The 17,335-nt window shown below is 70.7% G+C and carries 15 protein-coding genes, 1 tRNA gene and 1 pseudogene; 9 read left to right on the top strand and 8 right to left on the bottom strand.

The annotated features are described in order from the left end of the window. Positions 1-29: 29 nt before the first annotated feature. Positions 30-812, bottom strand: a complete 783-nt coding sequence (locus OG509_RS16340; protein WP_406183281.1) for an SDR family oxidoreductase — start codon at positions 810-812, stop codon at positions 30-32. Between the two features lie 499 nt (positions 813-1,311). On the opposite strand from OG509_RS16340, the gene OG509_RS16335 reads away from it, so the two are divergent. Next, the gene (locus tag OG509_RS16335) at positions 1,312-2,136 is read left to right on the top strand and encodes a helix-turn-helix domain-containing protein (RefSeq protein ID WP_406183280.1); all 825 of its coding nucleotides are present in this window, start codon (positions 1,312-1,314) and stop codon (positions 2,134-2,136) included. A gap of 85 nt (positions 2,137-2,221) precedes the next feature. Beyond that, on the top strand, positions 2,222-3,082 hold the full coding sequence (locus OG509_RS16330; protein ID WP_406183279.1) for a hypothetical protein: 861 nt from the start codon (positions 2,222-2,224) through the stop codon (positions 3,080-3,082). 157 nt (positions 3,083-3,239) lie between these two features. Here the strand turns inward: OG509_RS16330 and OG509_RS16325 are convergent, their stop codons facing one another. The 3 genes from OG509_RS16325 to OG509_RS16315 form a co-directional block, all read right to left on the bottom strand. Further along, complete coding sequence (locus OG509_RS16325) at positions 3,240-3,452, bottom strand: DUF397 domain-containing protein (protein WP_030156708.1); 213 nt, start codon at positions 3,450-3,452, stop codon at positions 3,240-3,242. Positions 3,453-3,663: 211 nt separating this feature from the next. Continuing rightward, positions 3,664-4,548, bottom strand: coding sequence for a helix-turn-helix domain-containing protein (locus tag OG509_RS16320; RefSeq protein WP_385582635.1), 885 nt, complete (start codon positions 4,546-4,548; stop codon positions 3,664-3,666). A 239-nt stretch (positions 4,549-4,787) separates the two neighbouring features. Next, positions 4,788-5,534 (bottom strand): GPP34 family phosphoprotein, encoded by a 747-nt coding sequence (locus tag OG509_RS16315; RefSeq protein WP_030156705.1) that lies wholly within the window; start codon positions 5,532-5,534, stop codon positions 4,788-4,790. A gap of 163 nt (positions 5,535-5,697) precedes the next feature. Between OG509_RS16315 and OG509_RS16310 the strand changes: the two genes are divergently transcribed. The 4 genes from OG509_RS16310 (at position 5,698) to OG509_RS16295 (ending at position 12,286) form a co-directional block, all read left to right on the top strand. Continuing rightward, entirely contained in the window at positions 5,698-8,754 is a 3,057-nt protein-coding gene (locus OG509_RS16310) for a hypothetical protein (RefSeq protein WP_406183278.1), read from the top strand. 153 nt (positions 8,755-8,907) lie between these two features. Continuing rightward, complete coding sequence (locus OG509_RS16305) at positions 8,908-10,839, top strand: MFS transporter (protein ID WP_406183277.1); 1,932 nt, start codon at positions 8,908-8,910, stop codon at positions 10,837-10,839. A 536-nt stretch (positions 10,840-11,375) separates the two neighbouring features. Next, positions 11,376-11,618 (top strand): hypothetical protein, encoded by a 243-nt coding sequence (locus tag OG509_RS16300; protein WP_406183276.1) that lies wholly within the window; start codon positions 11,376-11,378, stop codon positions 11,616-11,618. Positions 11,619-11,656: 38 nt separating this feature from the next. Then, positions 11,657-12,286: a sortase domain-bontaining protein gene (locus OG509_RS16295; protein ID WP_406183275.1), complete on the top strand. Its 630-nt coding sequence runs from the start codon at positions 11,657-11,659 to the stop codon at positions 12,284-12,286. A gap of 75 nt (positions 12,287-12,361) precedes the next feature. On the opposite strand, the gene OG509_RS16290 is transcribed toward OG509_RS16295, so the two are convergent. From OG509_RS16290 to OG509_RS16280, 3 genes and pseudogenes are all read right to left on the bottom strand, one after another. After that, a tRNA-Arg gene (locus tag OG509_RS16290) sits at positions 12,362-12,434 on the bottom strand. Between the two features lie 254 nt (positions 12,435-12,688). Beyond that, positions 12,689-12,820 (bottom strand): annotated as a pseudogene (locus OG509_RS16285) (recombinase family protein); the annotation flags it as partial. Positions 12,821-12,930: 110 nt separating this feature from the next. Continuing rightward, positions 12,931-13,878 carry a LysR family transcriptional regulator gene (locus tag OG509_RS16280; protein ID WP_406183274.1) on the bottom strand — a complete coding sequence of 316 codons (948 nt, stop codon included), beginning with the start codon at positions 13,876-13,878 and terminating at the stop codon, positions 12,931-12,933. Positions 13,879-13,949: 71 nt separating this feature from the next. Between OG509_RS16280 and OG509_RS16275 the strand changes: the two genes are divergently transcribed. Next, positions 13,950-14,684 (top strand): SDR family oxidoreductase, encoded by a 735-nt coding sequence (locus tag OG509_RS16275; RefSeq protein ID WP_406183273.1) that lies wholly within the window; start codon positions 13,950-13,952, stop codon positions 14,682-14,684. Positions 14,685-14,811: 127 nt separating this feature from the next. On the opposite strand, the gene OG509_RS16270 is transcribed toward OG509_RS16275, so the two are convergent. Further along, on the bottom strand, positions 14,812-15,309 hold the full coding sequence (locus tag OG509_RS16270; RefSeq protein WP_406183272.1) for an NUDIX domain-containing protein: 498 nt from the start codon (positions 15,307-15,309) through the stop codon (positions 14,812-14,814). A 125-nt stretch (positions 15,310-15,434) separates the two neighbouring features. Here OG509_RS16270 and OG509_RS16265 point away from each other — a divergent pair, with 125 nt between their 5' ends. Both OG509_RS16265 and OG509_RS16260 read left to right on the top strand, forming a co-directional pair. Next, on the top strand, positions 15,435-16,067 hold the full coding sequence (locus OG509_RS16265; RefSeq protein ID WP_406183271.1) for a hypothetical protein: 633 nt from the start codon (positions 15,435-15,437) through the stop codon (positions 16,065-16,067). Positions 16,068-16,139: 72 nt separating this feature from the next. After that, positions 16,140-17,228, top strand: coding sequence for a helix-turn-helix domain-containing protein (locus OG509_RS16260; RefSeq protein ID WP_406183270.1), 1,089 nt, complete (start codon positions 16,140-16,142; stop codon positions 17,226-17,228). The last annotated feature ends 107 nt before the right edge of the window (positions 17,229-17,335 follow it).

Raw genomic sequence — 17,335 nt, 5'->3', positions numbered from 1 at the left:
CGCCAGGCCGCCGAGGGGGCTGCGGGCCGTCATCGCATCAGCTCACCGGCGTTGACCAGCAGGGACTGGCCGGTTATCGCCCGTGCCCGGTCGGAGGCGAAGAACACGGCGGCGTCGGCGACGTCCCCGTCGGTGGCCAGGTCGGGCAGCGCCATCCGCTCGGTCAGCCGCGCGTGCACCTCGGCCTCGGGAACCCCCTCGGTGTGCGCGGTGAAGGTGACGAACGCCTGCACGGGCGGCCCCCACATCCACCCGGGCAGCACCGTGTTGACCCGGATCCGGTGCGGCCCGAGCTCGCGGGCCATGGAGTACATGGCGGAGGTCAGAGCCCCCTTGGAGGCGGCGTAGGCGGCCTGCTGCACCTCGTTGGGCGCGGCCACCGCGGACTGCGTGCCCACGATGACCACGGATCCGCCCCGCTGCTTGAGCGCGGGCAGGCAGGCCCGGGTCATCCGCAGCGTCCCCAGCAGATTGACGTCGATGATCTGCGACCACGTCCCGAAGTCGGCGTCTTCGAGCCCCCCGAAGTACGAGTCCCAGGCGGCCACGTGCACGACGGCGTCGATCCCCCCGAACCGCTCCTGCGCGAGGGCGGCGAGCGCCGCGCACTGCCCCTCGTCGCGGATGTCGGTCGGCAGATGGGCCGTGTGCGCGCCGTCGGGGTCGATCTCGGCGGCGGATTTGGCGAGGTTGGCCTCGGTCCGCGCCCCGAGCACGGCGTTCCCGCCGTCCCGTACGACGGCGGCGGCCACCTGGTGCCCGAGCCCGGCCCCGACGCCGGAGACGAGGACGGTCTTCCCTTGCAGCAGCATGCGCGTGCCTCCCGGCGGGCCGACTCTGTCTGACGCTGCGTCAGATTAGGGCGTTGCCGCGGGGGAGGGAAGGGGTGGGCGCCACAACCGTGCTGTTCGGACCGGCTCCCGGAAACGTGCGTCGCGGTGGCGCGAGAGCCGGTTCCGCTCGTGGTCAAAGACCAAAGAACCGGGGGAAAGAACCAGACCAAACCCCTCCAGCCTCCCCGTTCGAGCGCCATCGCTCGGTCGGGTGAATCTGTCCAACTCGACTGGATTTACGTGGGGTTGGCTGGCATATGCTCGCCGCGACAACTCCAGACATGAGACGGCCCCCGGCGGGACAGCGAATCCCGGCCGAGGGCCTGATCCACGAGGAAGCGATCCCTTCCTGATGGCCTTCCAGAAGCTTAGCGCGGGCATGCCCGCATCACTCCGTACTCCGCGCGGAACCGCCCGATCCAGTGGCTTTTCCGGCGTCAAGCACGACAAGCTCCCCCTCCCGGGCAACTTCACCGTCGTGAGCAACCAGCTCGCCCAGCACGGGCAGTTGTCGCTCCTCACGGTGGGTGCCGGCCTCCACATCCAGTCGCTCCCCGAGGGCGCCCAGGTCAGCATCCGGGCCCTGGCCGAGCGCTTCCCCGATTCCGAGTACCGCATCGGACGGGCGCTGGGGGAGCTGGAGGCGGCGGGATTCCTGAGCCGCACGCGGCTGCGGACGGCCGACGGCAGGGTGGTCACCCGCACCGTGTCGTACAACGTCCCGCGGGCCGAGACCCCGCCGGGGCTGGAGCTGGATCCGGAGCCGGAGCCCGACCCGGAACCCGTACCGCCCGCGCCCGTACCGCCCGCGCCCGGCCCGGAGCCCGTCGTCGGGCCGCCGGGCGACCGCGACGGCGTACGGGAGCCGGTACCGGAGCCCGTCCGGCAATCGCAGCCCGCCCCGGGGGCCCGGCGGGAGGCCGCGAAGCTGCTGGCCGGACTGCGGATCCGCGAACCGCGCCTGCTGCTCGCCGAGCGGGACGTCGAACGGCTCGTGCCCGGTGTCGTGGAGTGGCTGGAACGCGGGGCCGCGCCCGAGGCGGTACGGCGCGCCCTCACCGCCGACGTGCCGTCCGACCTGCGGAACCCGGCCGGACTGGTCGCCTACCGACTGCGCTCCTGCGTCCCGGCCCCACTGCCCCCGCTGCCCCCGCACACCGGGGCACCCGGCGGCCCGCCGCCCCCCGACAGCCCCCGGTACCCCTTCCAGACCTGCGACGGCTGCGAACGCGCCTTCCGCGCCCCGGCACCCGGCCGCTGCCGGGACTGCGCGGTCGACCCGCCGAAGGCGAAGGCCGCCTGAAGGTGCACGGGGCACCCATGCGTCAAAGGATGGAACTCCGCACGCCCCCTCCCTATCTGACGTCACATCAGCTAGACCGTTCGGCATGACGACGGAACAGACGGAACACCAGAGCCGAGACACCCGTCCCGAGACCTATGCCGACCTGGCGGCGGTGGGCCCGTACGGGGTCCGCCCCGGCCATGCGCTGATCACCATGGTCGAACCGCACCCGGGCCACGAGTACGCGTACAACCGCTGGTACGAGGACGACCACTACTACGCCGGCGCCATGGCCATGCCCTGGATGTACGCGGGCCGCCGCTGGGTCGCCACCCGCGAGCTCCAGCAGCTGCGCTACCCGGAGAAATCGGCGGTCGCCCAGCCCGTCACCGCCGGGTGCTACATCTCCACGTACTGGGTCACCGAGGGCCGCTACGACGAGCACATGAAGTGGACGGTCGGCATCAACAAGCGGCTGGGTCGCGACGGCCGCGTCTACCAGGACCGCACCCACGTCTTCACGGCCTTCCAGGACCACGAGGCCACGGTCTACCGCGACGGGGCGGCGGGCCCCCGGGACTTCCACGCCCTCGACCATCCGTACGCCGGTCTGGTCCTCCAGGTCGTCGACGCCGACGGGCCCGAGCAGCGGGCGGAGCTGCTGGAGTGGCTGCGTTCGCGCGCCCTGCCGAAGCGGCTGCACGGCTCGCCGGCCGCGATGGTGACGGTCTTCCGGCCGACCCCGCTGCCCGGCGACCGGATGACGTACGTCAAGCAGGTCGAGGGGGTCGACACCCGGCTGACGCTGCTGTGGTTCCTGGAGGCGGATCCGCGTACCTGCTGGGACCGGTTCCAGGGCCTGGACGCCGAGGTGGCCGAGGCCGGAGTGGGGCGGGTGGAGCTGGTGGCGCCGTTCATCCCGACGGTGCCGGGAACGGACCGGTACGTGGGGGAGCTCCGCTAGGGGGTGTCCGGGACGGGCGGGATCCGGCCCCGGACATGACCGAGCCCCCTCGGCCGGGACGGCGGGCCAGTCGAGAGGGCTTCAGTCAGTGGTGCGGGTAATGCAGTCCTTGCGCGTGGTGCAGAGGAGGGATCAGCAGGGCCGTACGTCGTGACGTTCAGACGAGGCGTCCCAGCCGGCCCTCGGTGACGTCGGCGACGAACGAGGTCCAGGAACCCGGCGCGAAGGTGAGGGACGGACCGTCCTGCACCTTCGAGTCGCGGACCGCGATGGCCTCCACGACGGGGGACTTGACCTCGACGCAAGCGCCGTTTCCGCCGGAGTAGGAGGACTTGATCCAGTTGTCCGTGGCGCCCTGACGAATAGCCATGTTTCTCTCCGGTTCAGCGAGTTGTGCCAGTGAGGTGTCGGCCATTTCGCTTCCCTGACCGACGTGATCGACGCTACCGGCACCTTCCGACAGGTGAAGGGGTCATTCACCCGACCGAGTGGCATATTCCATTCAGGACTTCTGTGGCTGGGGAGTGACGGTGTACGGTACCGACCCCCCTCGCCACCTGCCCGGTTTTCTCCCCTTTTACCTACTTCCCCTTGCTCGCGTACTGGCCGATGATCTCCGCGATGAACTGGCGCGTCTGCTCCACGTTGAGGGCCTGCGCGCGCAGGTGCTCGTACATGACGCTGTACTTCTGGACGTCGTTGGCCTTCTCCAGGTACAGGTCGCTCGTCACGCCCTCGATGTAGACCACCGTGGAGTCCGACGCGTCGGGGAATTCGAGGATCGCGTACTGGCCGTTCACGCCCGGGTGGGCACCCATCGAGAACGGCATCACCTGCACGGTGATGTAAGGCTGTTCGGACTGCTCTATCAAGTACTCAAGCTGTTTGATCATCAGCTGGGGATCGCCCACGTGCCGGCGCAGCGCGGCCTCGTCGATGACCGCCCACAGCCGCAACGGCCCGACTTCCGGATTGTTGTTGTCCGTTTCGGAGAGCCGTTTCTGCCGGTGCATGCGCACCTGGACGCGCTTCTCGACATCGGCCGGAGCGGTCTCGGGCAGCGCGCCGCGGATGAGGGCCTGGGCGTACTCCGGGGTCTGGAGCAGGCCGGGCACCATCTGGGGTTCGTAGGTGCGCAGGCTGGCGGCATCGGTTTCGAGGCCGATGTACACGCTGTACGGGATGTCGCCGAAGGCGTGCCACCAGCCCTGCTGGCGGGAGTCCTTGGCCATCTGCATGAGGGAGTCGACGAGCCGGCGGTCCTCGACCTCGTACACGTCGCACAGGTCGCGGACGTCGCGCTGGCTGATGGAACGGCGGCCGTTCTCCAGCCGGCTGATCTTCGACTGGGAGACGAGCAGGCGTTCGGCGACCTGCTCGGCCGTCATGCCCTTGTCCTCGCGGAGCTTGCGCAACTCCATGCCCAGTCGGCGGCGTCGGACGGTGGGATTGACATTGGACGCCACTTGAACGGCACCTCCGCCTTCTTCTGGTTCTGTCTCTCTGCGTGTCTGATGGTGAGCAGACTGCCACCGAAGGGCGGGGCGGCGCCGGAGAACGGCACGGAAACGCAGACGCGCGGGATGGCGGGGCCGGCGGACCGGCCCCGCCATCCCGCGCGCTGGCGGCTTCCGAACCGGGTCATCGGGGACACCGGTTGCGGCGATGGCGGTTCGGTGGAGCGGTGAATCGGTAAAGCCGTGGTTCAGTGCGCGGCCACACCGGCGCGTGCCATCGCGCCCGTCCGGCGCGCCTGCATCGGTACGCCGTTCGCCGTGGCCCGGGCGGCCGGCGGGGCCGCCGGTGCGCGGTCACGGCGCGGCTGTGCAGCCACACCGTTCTGGACGTCCATGACGGCGTGCGCCACGAGACCACCCATCGGGTCGTGCCGGATCAGATCCCGCAGCCGGGACCTGGACGACCGCCCCTCGTTGCCGGGGTACAGGTGCTTGCCGAGTCCGACCGCGTGGGCCAGTGCGGCGAGCGCCGCGGTCCGCGGGTCCGGCGGTACGCCGGTGCGGATCGCACTGTCGAGCCGGGCACGGATCTCCCGGCTGATCGCCGTGTCGGTCGCCTGGTAGCGAGTCGTCGGCAGCACTCCGCACATCTGGCCCGCGACGGCATGGACCATGCCGCAACGCTCCAGATGAGCGAGGTAAATCTGGCGGAGCCCCAGCCGGGGTCCGCCGATCCAGTGGACGGCCCGTACCGGGCTGCCGCGCCTGCGCAGCAGTTCCAGTGCGGAGTCCAGGGTCGGATCTCCTGTCGGCCGTGGCATCACCACGGCGATACGATCCCCGTCAGGGGCTATCCGTCCTGCCAGAGCCAGCTCTACTAGCTGTGCCCCGGCCAGGCCGAGGTCGAGCGACTGCGGCTGCGCCGTGGTACCCGTGGTCGGGTCCAAAGCGAGCAGCAGAAGCTCCTCCGGAATTGTTCTGCGGCTCCTGCCCATCCATGCCTCCCCGCGTGGATGAGTGACAGGGTGACGCCTCTCACATTCATCTGTCGAGAGCGCCTGGTCGCTTTGTGGGGGAACCGGCAACTATGTCGTTCTCGTCTAGCACGGGGGCGATGCCCCCTAGACGGGACACTGTTAGACATTCGGACAGCCGAACGTGGTGGCGATCGAGGAGGAACTGGTGGCGGGCGAGTCCCCCGACAAGTCGGTTGATGAAGGAGCGTCGGGGGCGGCGAGGTCCTCCGCGGAGCGTGACCCGAGGCTGTCGGTGTTGCGGCCGCGGGAACCCGAGTCCGGGACCTCCGCTGCCGCCTCCTCCGCTCCCCCGGCCGAGGGCCGGGATCCGCTGCGCGAGGCGGTGGCGGCGTGGGTGGCCACGACCGAGGACGAGGCCGGCGGGTCCTCCGGAAGGGTGGACTCGGACGCGACGCCGGCCGACAACGAGCGGACGGCGGTCTTCCGCGCCCCGAAGCCGGCCGAGCGGAAGCCGGCCGAGCCGAAGCCTGCTGCCGCGGAGCCGAAGCCGGAGCCTGCAGCCGAGGATCCGGAGCCGGCCGCCGAGGAGCCGGAGTCCGTTGCGGCCTCGGCCGAGGCCGGTACGGACACTCAGGCGCCGGCCGCCGCTCCGAAGCCGGACTCGGCTCCGGCCAAGGCCGGTACGGACGCCGCAGCGCCGACCGCTCCCGAGTCGGGCTCGGCTCCGGCCTCCGACGAGGGCGACGAGACCGCTGCGAAGCCGACCGCTGCGAAGCCGACGGCCGCGAAGCCGGACGCCGCTGCCGGGACTTCGGCCGAGAAGCCGGCGCACGACAGTGAGCGCACCGCCGTCTTCCGGGCCGTGCGGCCGGGGGCCGGTACGCAGGCCCCGGCGTCCGCCGCCGGGAAGCCGGTCGGCGGCGGGCGAGGCCCCGCAGCAGGTTCCGCTTCGGACGGCGCCAACGACGGCACCACCGCCAAGGGTTCCGGTTCCGGTGCCGCTTCGGCCGGCTCCGATCGCCCGGCCGGGAGGCCGGATCAGGCCTCCACCGTCAAGCCCTCCGGCGCGGACGCGCCGGTCGCCGCCGATACGCCGGCCAAGCCGTCACCGGCGCATGACAGTGAGCGCACCGCCGTGTTCAGGGCCGTGCGGCCCGGTTCGGCGCAGGGTGGCTCGGGTGCTGCCGCCGCAGGTTCCGGTTCTGGTTCCGGTTCCGGTGCTGCGGCGGCCGCTGCGAAGCCGGCTTCCGCCGATGCCCCGGCGGGTGAGCCGGATCCGGCTTCCGCAGCCACGTCGGCCGGAGCCGCACGCCCGGATTCCGCTTCGGAGTCGGGCGCCGGCAAGCCGGCCGCTGGTGACGGATCGGCCGAAAGGCCTGGTCCGGGTTCAGGTTCTGATTCCGCGCGCAAGCCTGCTGCCGCCGCCGACGCGCCGGCCAAGCCGTCGGCGGACGACAGCGAGCGCACTGCCGTGTTCCGCGCCGTGAAGCCGGGTTCGGCTCCCGCCAAGGGTGGTTCCGGCTCCGAGGCCGCGGGTTCCGGTTCGGCGTCCGCGGCCGACGCGTCGGCCAAGCCGTCGGCGGACGACAGCGAGCGCACCGCCGTGTTCCGGGCGCCGAAGGTGGACTCCGGGTCCGGGTCCGCGTCCGGCGGCGCGGGCAAGGGTTCCGACGAGGCCGCGGACAGCGAGCGCACTGCCGTGTTCCGGGCCGTGAAGCCCGACGCCAAGGCCCCTGCCCCGGCGTCGCGGAAGCCCGCGGGCTCCCCGCCGGTGCCGCCGAAGGCGGTCGGCGGGGAGCGGGCCAGCACGTTCGTGCCGCTGCGGAAGGAAGACGGCCAGGCTCCGAAGCCGGCACCGGCGGCCCCCGCGGCAGCGGCTCCGGCTCCGGCCCCCGCCGCGGCCCCCGTACCCGTACCCGAGCGAAGCGAGCGGACCACGCAGCAGCCGCTGCCGCCCAAGCCGCCGCTCGACATGCTCGCGGACCTCACCAACAACCCGCCCCCGCCGCCGAGCCCCATGCGCACGGCCGTCCGGCGGGTCAAGATCTACGCCCCGCTCGTCGCGCTCCTCGTGATCGTCCTGGCCGTCGTCCAGCTCGTGCGCCCCATGCCCGAGCCGAAGCTCACGATGACCGCGAAGTCCTCGTACACCTTCGACGGCGGCAACCCGGTCCTGCCCTGGCCGAAGGAGGGCCAGGGCTACATGGCCGCCGCAGGCCTCGGCACCGTCGGCAGCTTCGGCGAGCAGAAGCCGGTCGCCATCGGCAGCGTCGCGAAGACCATGACGGCGTACGTGATCCTGAAGAACCACCCCCTCAAGAAGGGGGAGAAGGGTCCGCTGATCGACATCGACAAGACGGCGGTCGACGACGGCGCCAAGAGCTCCGAGGGCGAGTCCACCGTCGGCACGCTCAAGGCGGGCGACAAGATCAATGAGTACGACGCCCTCGCCGCGATCATGATCCCTTCGGCCAACAACGTCGCGCGGCTGCTCGCGCGCTGGGACTCCGGCGGAGACCAGGAGGCGTTCGTCAAGAAGATGAACGAAGCCGCCAAGGAACTCGGCATGACCAACACGACGTACACCGACCCCTCGGGTCTGGACGCGACGACGGTCAGCACCGCCGAGGACCAGGTCAAGCTCGGTCTCAAGGTCGTGGAGATGCCGGAGCTGGTCGCGATCACCAAGCTGCCGGAATGGACCGACCAGTACGGCAAGAAGTGGCGCAACTACAACACCCTCATCCCGGGCAACGGCGCGCTCGGCATCAAGACCGGCTCCACCACCAAGGCCGGCGGCAACCTGCTCTTCGCCGCCGAGAAGCAGGTCGGCAACACCAGGCAGCTGATCGTCGGCGCGGTGCTCGGCCAGTACGGCGTCCCGATCCTCGACACGGCGATCGCGGCGAGCAAGCAGGTCATGCTGGCCACGCAGAAGTTGCTGGTGAACGCGCCCGTCGTGAAGAAGGGCGACGTCGTCGGGTACGTGGACGACGGTCTCGGCGGCCACACCCCGGTCGTCGCGACCGCCGACGTGGAGGCGGTCGGCTGGCCGTCGCTCACCGTCAACGTCAAGCTCACCGCCGGGGACGGCAAGCTCCCGCAGACCGCGAAGGCGGGCACCGAGATCGGCGTGCTGACCGTCGGCGAAGGGGCCAGCCAGGTGAAGGTGCCGGTGGCACTGCAGAGTGACCTCGCCGCGCCGGGCATCGGCAGCAAACTGACCCGTGTCGGCTGATCGCCCCCGCGATACCGCGTGATTCCGGCGCCCCGGGCAACCCCGGGGCGCCGCCGCGCGTCTAGCGACCCGGGAACGGTACGCAGAAGTTCGATCGATGCTCCGGTGAACCCGGGGAGTCCGGGGAGTCCAGGGAATCCGGGGAGTAGTGCAGTGACCACCGCCGAGCAGCAGAGCCAGGGCGACCGGAGTACACCGGCGGCCGCCGCCGGATCCGGTGCGTCCGGCGCCGGTGACCTGCCCGAAGCCGCGCCCGGCGGCATAGGGGCGGCCCCGGCCGCGACGGCCGCCCCGGCCTCCCTCGTCTCCCGTTCCCTCGGCGGGCTGCGCCACCACCCGGTGCTGGTCGCCACCGCCGTGGCGGCGCTCCTGCACGTGATCTGGTTCTTCAGCTTCGCCAACAGCGGCGGCGACCTGGCCGCGCAGGACGCCTGGGCCGAGTTCGTCGGCCGCCATCCGGACTCGGCGTACAACCTCGCCTGGTACGGCGGCATGCACCCCGTCTCGTACAGCGTGGTGTCCCCGTACGTGATGCACATGATCGGCGTGCGGACCACGATGATGGTCGCCGGTACGGTCTCGGCCGGGCTGCTCGCGCTGATCCTGACCCGCAGCCGGGGCACCGTCCGCGAGCCCCTGTGGCCGGCTCTGGCCGGGGTGTACGGGCTGCTGTGCAACGCCCTGTCCGGCCGCGTCACCTTCGGGCTCGGCGCGATGTTCGCGCTTGCCGCCGTCGCCGCCGTCTTCTGCTGGCCCCGCAAATGGGCGGAGCGGCGCTGGGCCAAGGCGGCCGTGGCGGCGCCGCTGGCCGGGCTCGCGACCGCCTCCAGCCCGGTCGCGGGGCTCTTCCTCGGGGTGATCGCGGCCGCCCTGTTCCTGAGCGGGCGGCGCCCGGGGGCGTACGCGCTGGGCCTCGCCCCGGTGGCGGTCGTCGGGCTGTCGGCCTGGCTGTTCCCGTTCTCCGGGACGCAGCCGATGAAGCTGGGCTCGGCCGCGCCGCCGTTCCTCTTCGGGCTGGCGGTCCTGTTCCTCGTACCGAAGCGGTGGAAGACCGTCCGGATCGCCTCCGCCGTGTACGCCTTCGGGGTACTGCTGACCTGGGCGATCGACTCGCAGGTCGGCTCGAACGTCACCCGGCTGGTCATGCTGTTCGGCGGGGCCGTGCTGCTCGCGGCGCTCCCGTACGCGGTCCCGCGCAGCCGGCACTGGTACGCGGTGCTGTTCGCGTTCATCGGGATCAACGTCTGGATCACCGCCAACAGCATCACGGACATCGTCCGCACCACCCCGGTGGCCGCCTGGAACCGGGAGCTGGCCCCGCTGGTCGACCAGCTGAAGAAGGCGGGCGCCGAGCGCGGCCGGGTCGAGGTGGTCCCGGCCAGCAGCCACCGCGAGTCCTCCGCCTTCCCCGCGTACGTCAACCTCGCGCGCGGCTGGAACCGGCAGGCGGACCTGGAGCGGAACCCGCTCTTCTACGACGACACCCTCACGGCCGAGAGCTACCGGGAGTGGCTGGACCGCTGGGCCGTGCACTACGTGGTGCTGCCGGCCGACAAACCCGATTCGGGCGGCGAGGACGAGGCGAAGCTGGTGAGCGAGGGGCTCCCGTACCTCCAGCAGGTGTGGGGGGACCGGAACTGGCGGCTGTACAAGGTCGACGGGCCGACGGACCTGGTGTCCGGGCCGGCCACCGTGGTGCGGGCGGGCGCGGACCAGCTGGTCGTGGACGTGAAGGCGGCCGGGCGGGTGCTCGTGCGGATCCCGCACTCGCCGTGGCTGGGGCTGGTGGACGGGGCGGGCAAGCCGGTGCCGCCGCCGCAGGAGACGTTCGCGTCGAAGGCGCGCGGCGGGGGCGGGGGCGGCGGCTCGGGCACGCTGCCGAAGGAGTACGCGAACACGGCGGGGTGCCTGTTCAAGGCGGCTCCGGACACGGCGGGCGACGTGTGGACGGAGCTGCTGGCGCCGGGGCCGGGGGTGTACCGGGTGGCCGCGAAGTACCAGCTGCCGCGGGGGACGCCGTGCCCGGAGGAGCTGACCCGGTGGCTGGCGGGGCCGCTGGAGCGCCCGGCTCCGCCGCGTCCTTGATCGGGAGTTTTTACGGTCGGTCCGGGTGCGTTGCTCCGCATATCTGCATACCATCCCAATAGTCCGATTGGGTGCTTCCCGAGGGAGTTGACGACGGGATGAGCAAAGAGCAGCAGAGGCAGGATTTCCGAGAGGCCTTCCAGGGCCAGGAGCCGGATCGGCCGCCGCGTCCGGCAGGCCACGGCTTCGACGGTCTCGTGCGGAGCAAGGTCAAGGGCGGAGCGCACACGAAGGCAGCCCTGAAGCGGGCCGGCGCCCCACAGGGTGACCGCATCGGGGAACGCAGCAGAGGCCTGAGCTGATCCCACGACCCACGTCGCCAGCCCTCCCGGTTCCGGCCGGGAGGGCTTTCGTACGCCCTTCACCAGGGACTTTGGTCCTTCATGGGGTCGCGCCCAAGTATCCGGACAACCGTTACATTGCCGACGGATGACCAAAACATGACCCTCGCAACGTCGGGTTTGTCGCCGGGACGGGCCGGGCCGGACCGGACCGGACCGAGACCGCGGGCGACGCCGACCCGAGGGGAACCCACCATGCGCGCCACCTTCCGTACCGCTGCCGTCGCCGCCGGTGCCATCACCGCACTGGCCCTCCCGACCGCCCAGGCCTTCGCTGCCGGCGCACCCGCCGCGCCGTCCGGTCCCTCTGCCGGCGCGGAAGGGGTGAAGCCCTCCGCGGACGGCGTCGTGCTGATGGCGGGCGGGGCCGGCCTGGCCGCCGCGGGCGCCGCCGGCCTCGGCTTCTCGACGCTGCGCCGCCGCCGCACCGAGGGCTGATCGCGCCCGCACCGCCCTTCCCCGTCCCGGAGAACACCATGCCCAGCACCCTCATGCCCCGCACGTGCCGCGCGATCGTGACGACGACCCTGACGCTGTCCGTCACGGGAGCCCTGGCCGCCTGCGGTGCCGGCGGCACCGAGCTCCCGCCGGACCCCAAGGTCGGCAACGCGTCCGCGGCGGCCCCCGTGGCCGGCACGACAACCGCCCTACCTCCGTCGAAGCCGACCGGCATGAAGATCGACGCGGCGGGCGTGGACGCGAAGAAGATGGTCGACCTCAAGGTGGACCCCGCCACCGGCGAGCTCGGCGTCCCCAACGCCGACACGGACGCGGACAACCCCGGCTGGTGGACCGAGGGCGCGACCCCGGGCGAGAAGGGCGTCTCCGTCCTCGTCGCCCACTTCGACACCAAGCACGGCCCGGCGCTGATGAAGGACGTCAAGAAGATCAAGCTCGGTGACCTGATCGAGGTGCCGCGCGAGGACGGCAAGACCGCGAAGTTCAAGATCCGCGAGATCGAGGACGTCAACAAGAAGGACTTCCCGACCGACAAGGTCTACGGCGAGACCCGGCGCCCCGAGCTCCGCCTCCTCACCTGCGGCGGCGAGATCAAGGACGGCCACCGCACCAACAACGTCATCTTCTACGCCGACCTGGTGGCCTGACCGTGGCCTGACCCCCACCACCACCGCGGCACGCGAAAGGGCACCTACTGATCCAGTAGGTGCCCTTTTCCCATGTGCCCTCGGCAGGATTCGAACCTGCGACACCGGCTTTAGGAGAGCCGTGCTCTATCCCCTGAGCTACGAAGGCGGGGGCTTGTCGGAAACGTTGCCGGAAATCCCGGAGGGATCGCGCGAACTGCCTCGACAAACATGCTGGTCAGATGACGTGCACACACCCAGGTGGAGATGCCCTCGCGGACACTTTCCCGGGCACACGCCTGGTAGTCGTCTGACCGCTGACAGCCTAGCGGATCGTGCTGGGAGTGGTCGCATGGATTGTCGTGGTCGCGGGGTTGAGACGAAGGCATGGTCGCGACCTGGGGTTTCTGAGCGTCTGGGGTGGTGGGTGGCGACGGTGGGTCGGCCGCCGACACGGCCGCGGGCGCGTGCGGCGTCCAGGCCTTCGCGGGTGCCGGAGACGATGAGCTCGCGGATGAACTCGGCGGGGGCGGTGAAGACGTGGAAGACGAGACGGCATGCGCATGGCGATGGCGGGTGAGGGGGGTGCTGGCCCTTCTTCGCGCTGGTGGTTGTCTGAAATCGGTCCAGCGGTGATCGTCCTGGCGAGGGGTGAGTGCCCCCGGTCAGTAGGCCAGTGAGGTCAAGTGGTCGGGGTGGTGGGCGGCGACGTCGTGGGCGGCTTGGACGAAGGCGGCGACGGCTGCGCATCGGGAGGTCTCCGGCCAGGCGACCATGACCGCGCTGGGGCTGAGGCCGGTGACCGGCCGGTACGCGATGTCCGGGCGCTGGTGCCGCTCGGTGGTGGAGAGTGACAGGAACGCCACCGCCTGGCCCAGCGCGACCACCTCCAGGAGTTGCTCGACGCTGGCCACGAGCGGCCCCTCAGGAGGGTCGGTCGGCGCCAAGCCTGTGTGGCCATCGCCTGCTTCCGCTCCGTCGCATCCGGTGTAGTAGGCGGTGGTTGAGGGGGCGGCCCCTTTCCAGCGTGGGATCGGTTCGCCCTTGAGGTCGGTCAGCCGCAGTCGCCGGCGTCCGGCCAGGCGGTGCGCGGCGGGGAGGACGGCCAGTCGCGGCTCGACCACGAGTGTCTGGGAATCCAGCCCTTGACCGTCGAACGGGCTGCGCAGCAGCGCTACATCGGCACGGCCGTCCCGCAGCATGGCGATCGGCTCTCCGCTGCCGCCGACGACGACTTCAGGCGGCGGCAGATGCGAACCCGTTCCCCGGTAGGCGGCGAGGATCTCCCGCAGCAGCCCGGCATCGCCTCCCGGTTTGACCGCCACGACGAGCTGGGGTGTCGGCTGACCGGCCCGGCGTGCTCGCCGGGCCGCCGCGTGCACCGCGTCGACCGCGATCCGGGCCTGGTCGAGCAGCACCTGACCGGCGTTGGTCAGCCTCACCTGCCGGGTGGTGCGCTCCAGCAGGCGTACCCCGAGCCGGGACTCCATCTGAGCGATCGCCTTCGACAGCGGGGGCTGCGCCATCCCCAGGCGTTGCGCGGCCCGGCTGAAGTTCAGTTCCTCGGCGACCGCGATGAAGTACCTCAGCTCCCGCACCTCTAGCTCACTCATATCCGTGGACTATAGATCCAGAGTCTTCTGGTCTTTCCCTGCCGCCGGTGGGTGAGGGGAGGCTGGGTGCCATGACGACTTCGCAGAAGACTGCTCTGATCACCGGCGCGAACAAGGGGATCGGCAAGGAAACGGCGCGCAGGCTCGCAGCCCTCGGCATCACCGTGCTGATCGGCGCCCGCAACGCCGAGCGTGGCGAGGCGGCGGCCGAGGAGCTTCGCGCGGGCGGCGCCGACGTACGGTTCGTTCCGCTGGACGTCACCGACGAGACCTCGGTCCAAGCCGCCGCCAAGCACATCGACGCCACGTTCGGCCGCCTCGACATCCTCGTCAACAACGCCGCGATCGCCGCCGGACCGCAAAAGCCGAGTGAAGCCCCGGCCGCCACCGTCCGGCAGGTCTACGAGACCAACGTGTTCGGCGTCATCGCGGTGACCCACGCCCTGCTCCCCCTGCTCCGCCGCTCCGCCGCCGCACGCATCGTCAACATGTCCAGCGAACTCGGCTCCCTCACCCACATGGCCGACCCGGGCAGCCCGTGGTCCGCCTACTACTCGATCCTCCTCCCTTACTGCACCTCGAAGAGCGCGCTGAACGCGATCACCGTGCTCTACGCCAATGAACTGCGCGCCGAAGGGATCCTGGTCAACGCGGTGAGTCCCGGCTACTGCGCGACCGACCTCAACCGCCACACCGGGATGCGCACGGCGGAGGAGGGCGCGACCGTGGCGGTTGACCTGGCGACGGCGGGCGAGGACGGCCCGACGGGCACCTTTCGGGCCGAGGACGGGCCGATTCCCTGGTGAGACTGACCTCTTGCGCGGGTGCAGAGCGACGGGCTCGCCGACGTAGTTGAAGGCGTGGAACGGCTGGATGGGCGAGAGAGCGGCGTCCCAGGGCGAATCGGAGATGGCTCTCTCCTGCCTCCGGGGGCTACGACCACCCTCTGAGCGTGACCTGGGGGCCGCCGTGCAGGAAGGCCAGTAGGGCGCTGCCCGTCGTGTGGACGAATTCGCCCGGCAGGTCATCGACGTGGGCCCAGCGGACCTGGGAGTGCTTGTGGGGTTCGCGGTTCTCGGGCTCGCCGGTCCATTCATGAGTGGCGAAGACGACCGTGAGGTAGCCGTTGGGAGCCTCGACACCCCAGGCGCCGTGGATGACGTGAACGACCTTGAGCGAGTCGGCCTTCACCGTGAGGCCGGTCTCTTCGTAGAGCTCGCGGACCGCGGTTTCGGTGATGGGTTCGCCCGGCTCGCTCTTGCCGACGGGTAGGTCCCACAGGCCGTGGCCGAACTTGGCGTTCTCGCCGCGCTGGAGGAGTACGACGCGATTGGCGGCCCGGTCGTGGACGATGACCGCCGCGACCAGCAGGGTCATCGAGGCGAACGCCGGCTTGAGGGCCTGGGAGGGGCCGTTGGTCTGCTGAGTCACAGGGTTCCTTCGTCGGCGTGCAGCAACTACGCATCATCTTAAGGCTCGTGGAGCGAAACTTATAAAACTGACGCCTCGTTTGCGGTAGCCTCCTTATAACTTCCAGTCCAGTCACCGGAGGCTCCGTGTCCTATGGCGTCCATGCCCAGCTGGCGGCGCTCGGAACGAAGTTGGAGTACCTGCATCCGGCTCTGTACGCCGGCGAGGCGGCGCGGCGAACGGCCACCCCCAACCACCCGGCGAACACTGCCGGGACGCGCGCCTATCAGGAGCACGTGCGGATGCTGCGGGAAGCGCATATTCGCCACCAGGGGTGGAAGCGGCTTCTCCACGACCACCTCGAACTCGTCTGCAACCCGGAGAAGACGCTCGCCATCGGCACGATGGTCGGCGACGCGGCCACCGGTAGCGCGAGCCTCCGCCCCACCAACCTCCACAAGAGGGGCGCCGCCACGGAGCGCGCCGCCGAACACAACGTGCAGCTCGGGCTCTTCCCGCCGCCCGTCGATCCGAACGAGGTCCTCCTCGACGAAGACGAGGCCCTGAAGCTCAAGACCTGGTTCCTGGTTTCGTACCGGGTGAAGGCCGAGGGTGGGGTGCGGATCCACAGCGAGCTGTCGCTGCCCGGCCAGGTCGATCGCGGGTTCGTCGTGAAGTGGGAGCAGCGGATACTGCTGCCGGTCATCGAGATGGACGAAATCGAACTGTCGGACGAAGATGGACCCGACGAGATCGACATCTCCGTCGAGTTTCGCTGAGGCCCATCACGTGGGGTGGCCGTGATACTGGCCGCCCCACCCGCACCATCCGGATCCCGAGGCAGTCTCACCATGGTGACCCCGTCCCGCATCACGCTGGCCCGAAAGCGCCGGGGCCTGACGCTCGCCGAGCTTTCTCAACTCGCGGGGGTCTCGCTTCAGAGCCTGTCCAACTATGAGACCGGCCGGACGGCACCCCGAAGTACCACCGTGGAGCGACTCGCAGGCGCGCTCGACTTCCCGGGAGACTTCTTCACCGGTCCGGAGATCGACGAGCTGCCCGCCGAGGGCATCTCGTGGCGTGCTCGCAGCAAGACTCCGGCCCGCACTCTCGACGCCGCGCGCGCGGCCGGAACGCTGGCCGCGCTGCTCTACGACTGGATCGAGGAGCGCTTCCGTCTGCCGGTCGCCGACATTCCCTCTCTCGGCAAGCCCGACCCCGAGACCGCGGCCGAGATGGTCCGCACGACGTGGGGGCTGGGGAGCTCCCCGGCACCCAACATGGTGCACCTCCTGGAGGCGCACGGCGCCCGAGTCTTCTCGCTCGCGCCCGACTACGCGGAAGTCGACGCCTTCGCCGTCTGGCGCGGGAGGACTCCCTTCGTCTTCCTGAACACGATGAAGTCCGCCGAGCGCAGCCGCTTCGACGCCGCCCACGAACTCGGACACCTCGTCATGCACGGCACCGACAGAGAGTGTGCCGGTCCTGAGGCCGAGCGGCAGGCGAACGACTTCGCCAGCGCCTTCCTCATGCCCGCTTCGAGCGTGCTGGGCCACATGCCGGCCGGGGCCCACGTCGATCAGATCCTCAAGGGAAAGGCCATCTGGAACGTGTCCGCGATGGCCCTGACCTACCGCATGCACGACCTCGGACTGCTCACCGATTGGCAGTACCGTTCCGCCTGCACCGAGCTGAGTCAGCGGGGCTACCGCAAGGCGGAGCCAGAAGGTATGAAGAAGCGGGAGACATCCCAGGTGCTCACCAAGGTCTTCCAGGGCCTGCGGTCCACGGGAATGAAGCCGGCGGCGGTGGCCGCCGAGCTGGGCCTCACGCCGGACGAGATGAACAAGATGCTCTTCGGCCTGACCATGACGATGGTCGACGGCGGCGGCCAGCGGGCCGCATCGGAGCCTCGGCGTGCCTTGTCCCTGGTGCCCTGAATGGCCGATGCCCGAGACGGGCTGACAGCGCTGTCTCGGGCATCCGGTGACCTGGGTGTCGACGGTGTCGACGATGGGGCTCTGAGCTGCAGCGATGGGCTGAGCGT

Source organism: Streptomyces sp. NBC_01006, assembly GCF_045162725.1.
GTDB lineage: Bacteria > Actinomycetota > Actinomycetes > Streptomycetales > Streptomycetaceae > Streptomyces.
This window is presented reverse-complemented; position numbering and strand designations above follow the sequence as displayed.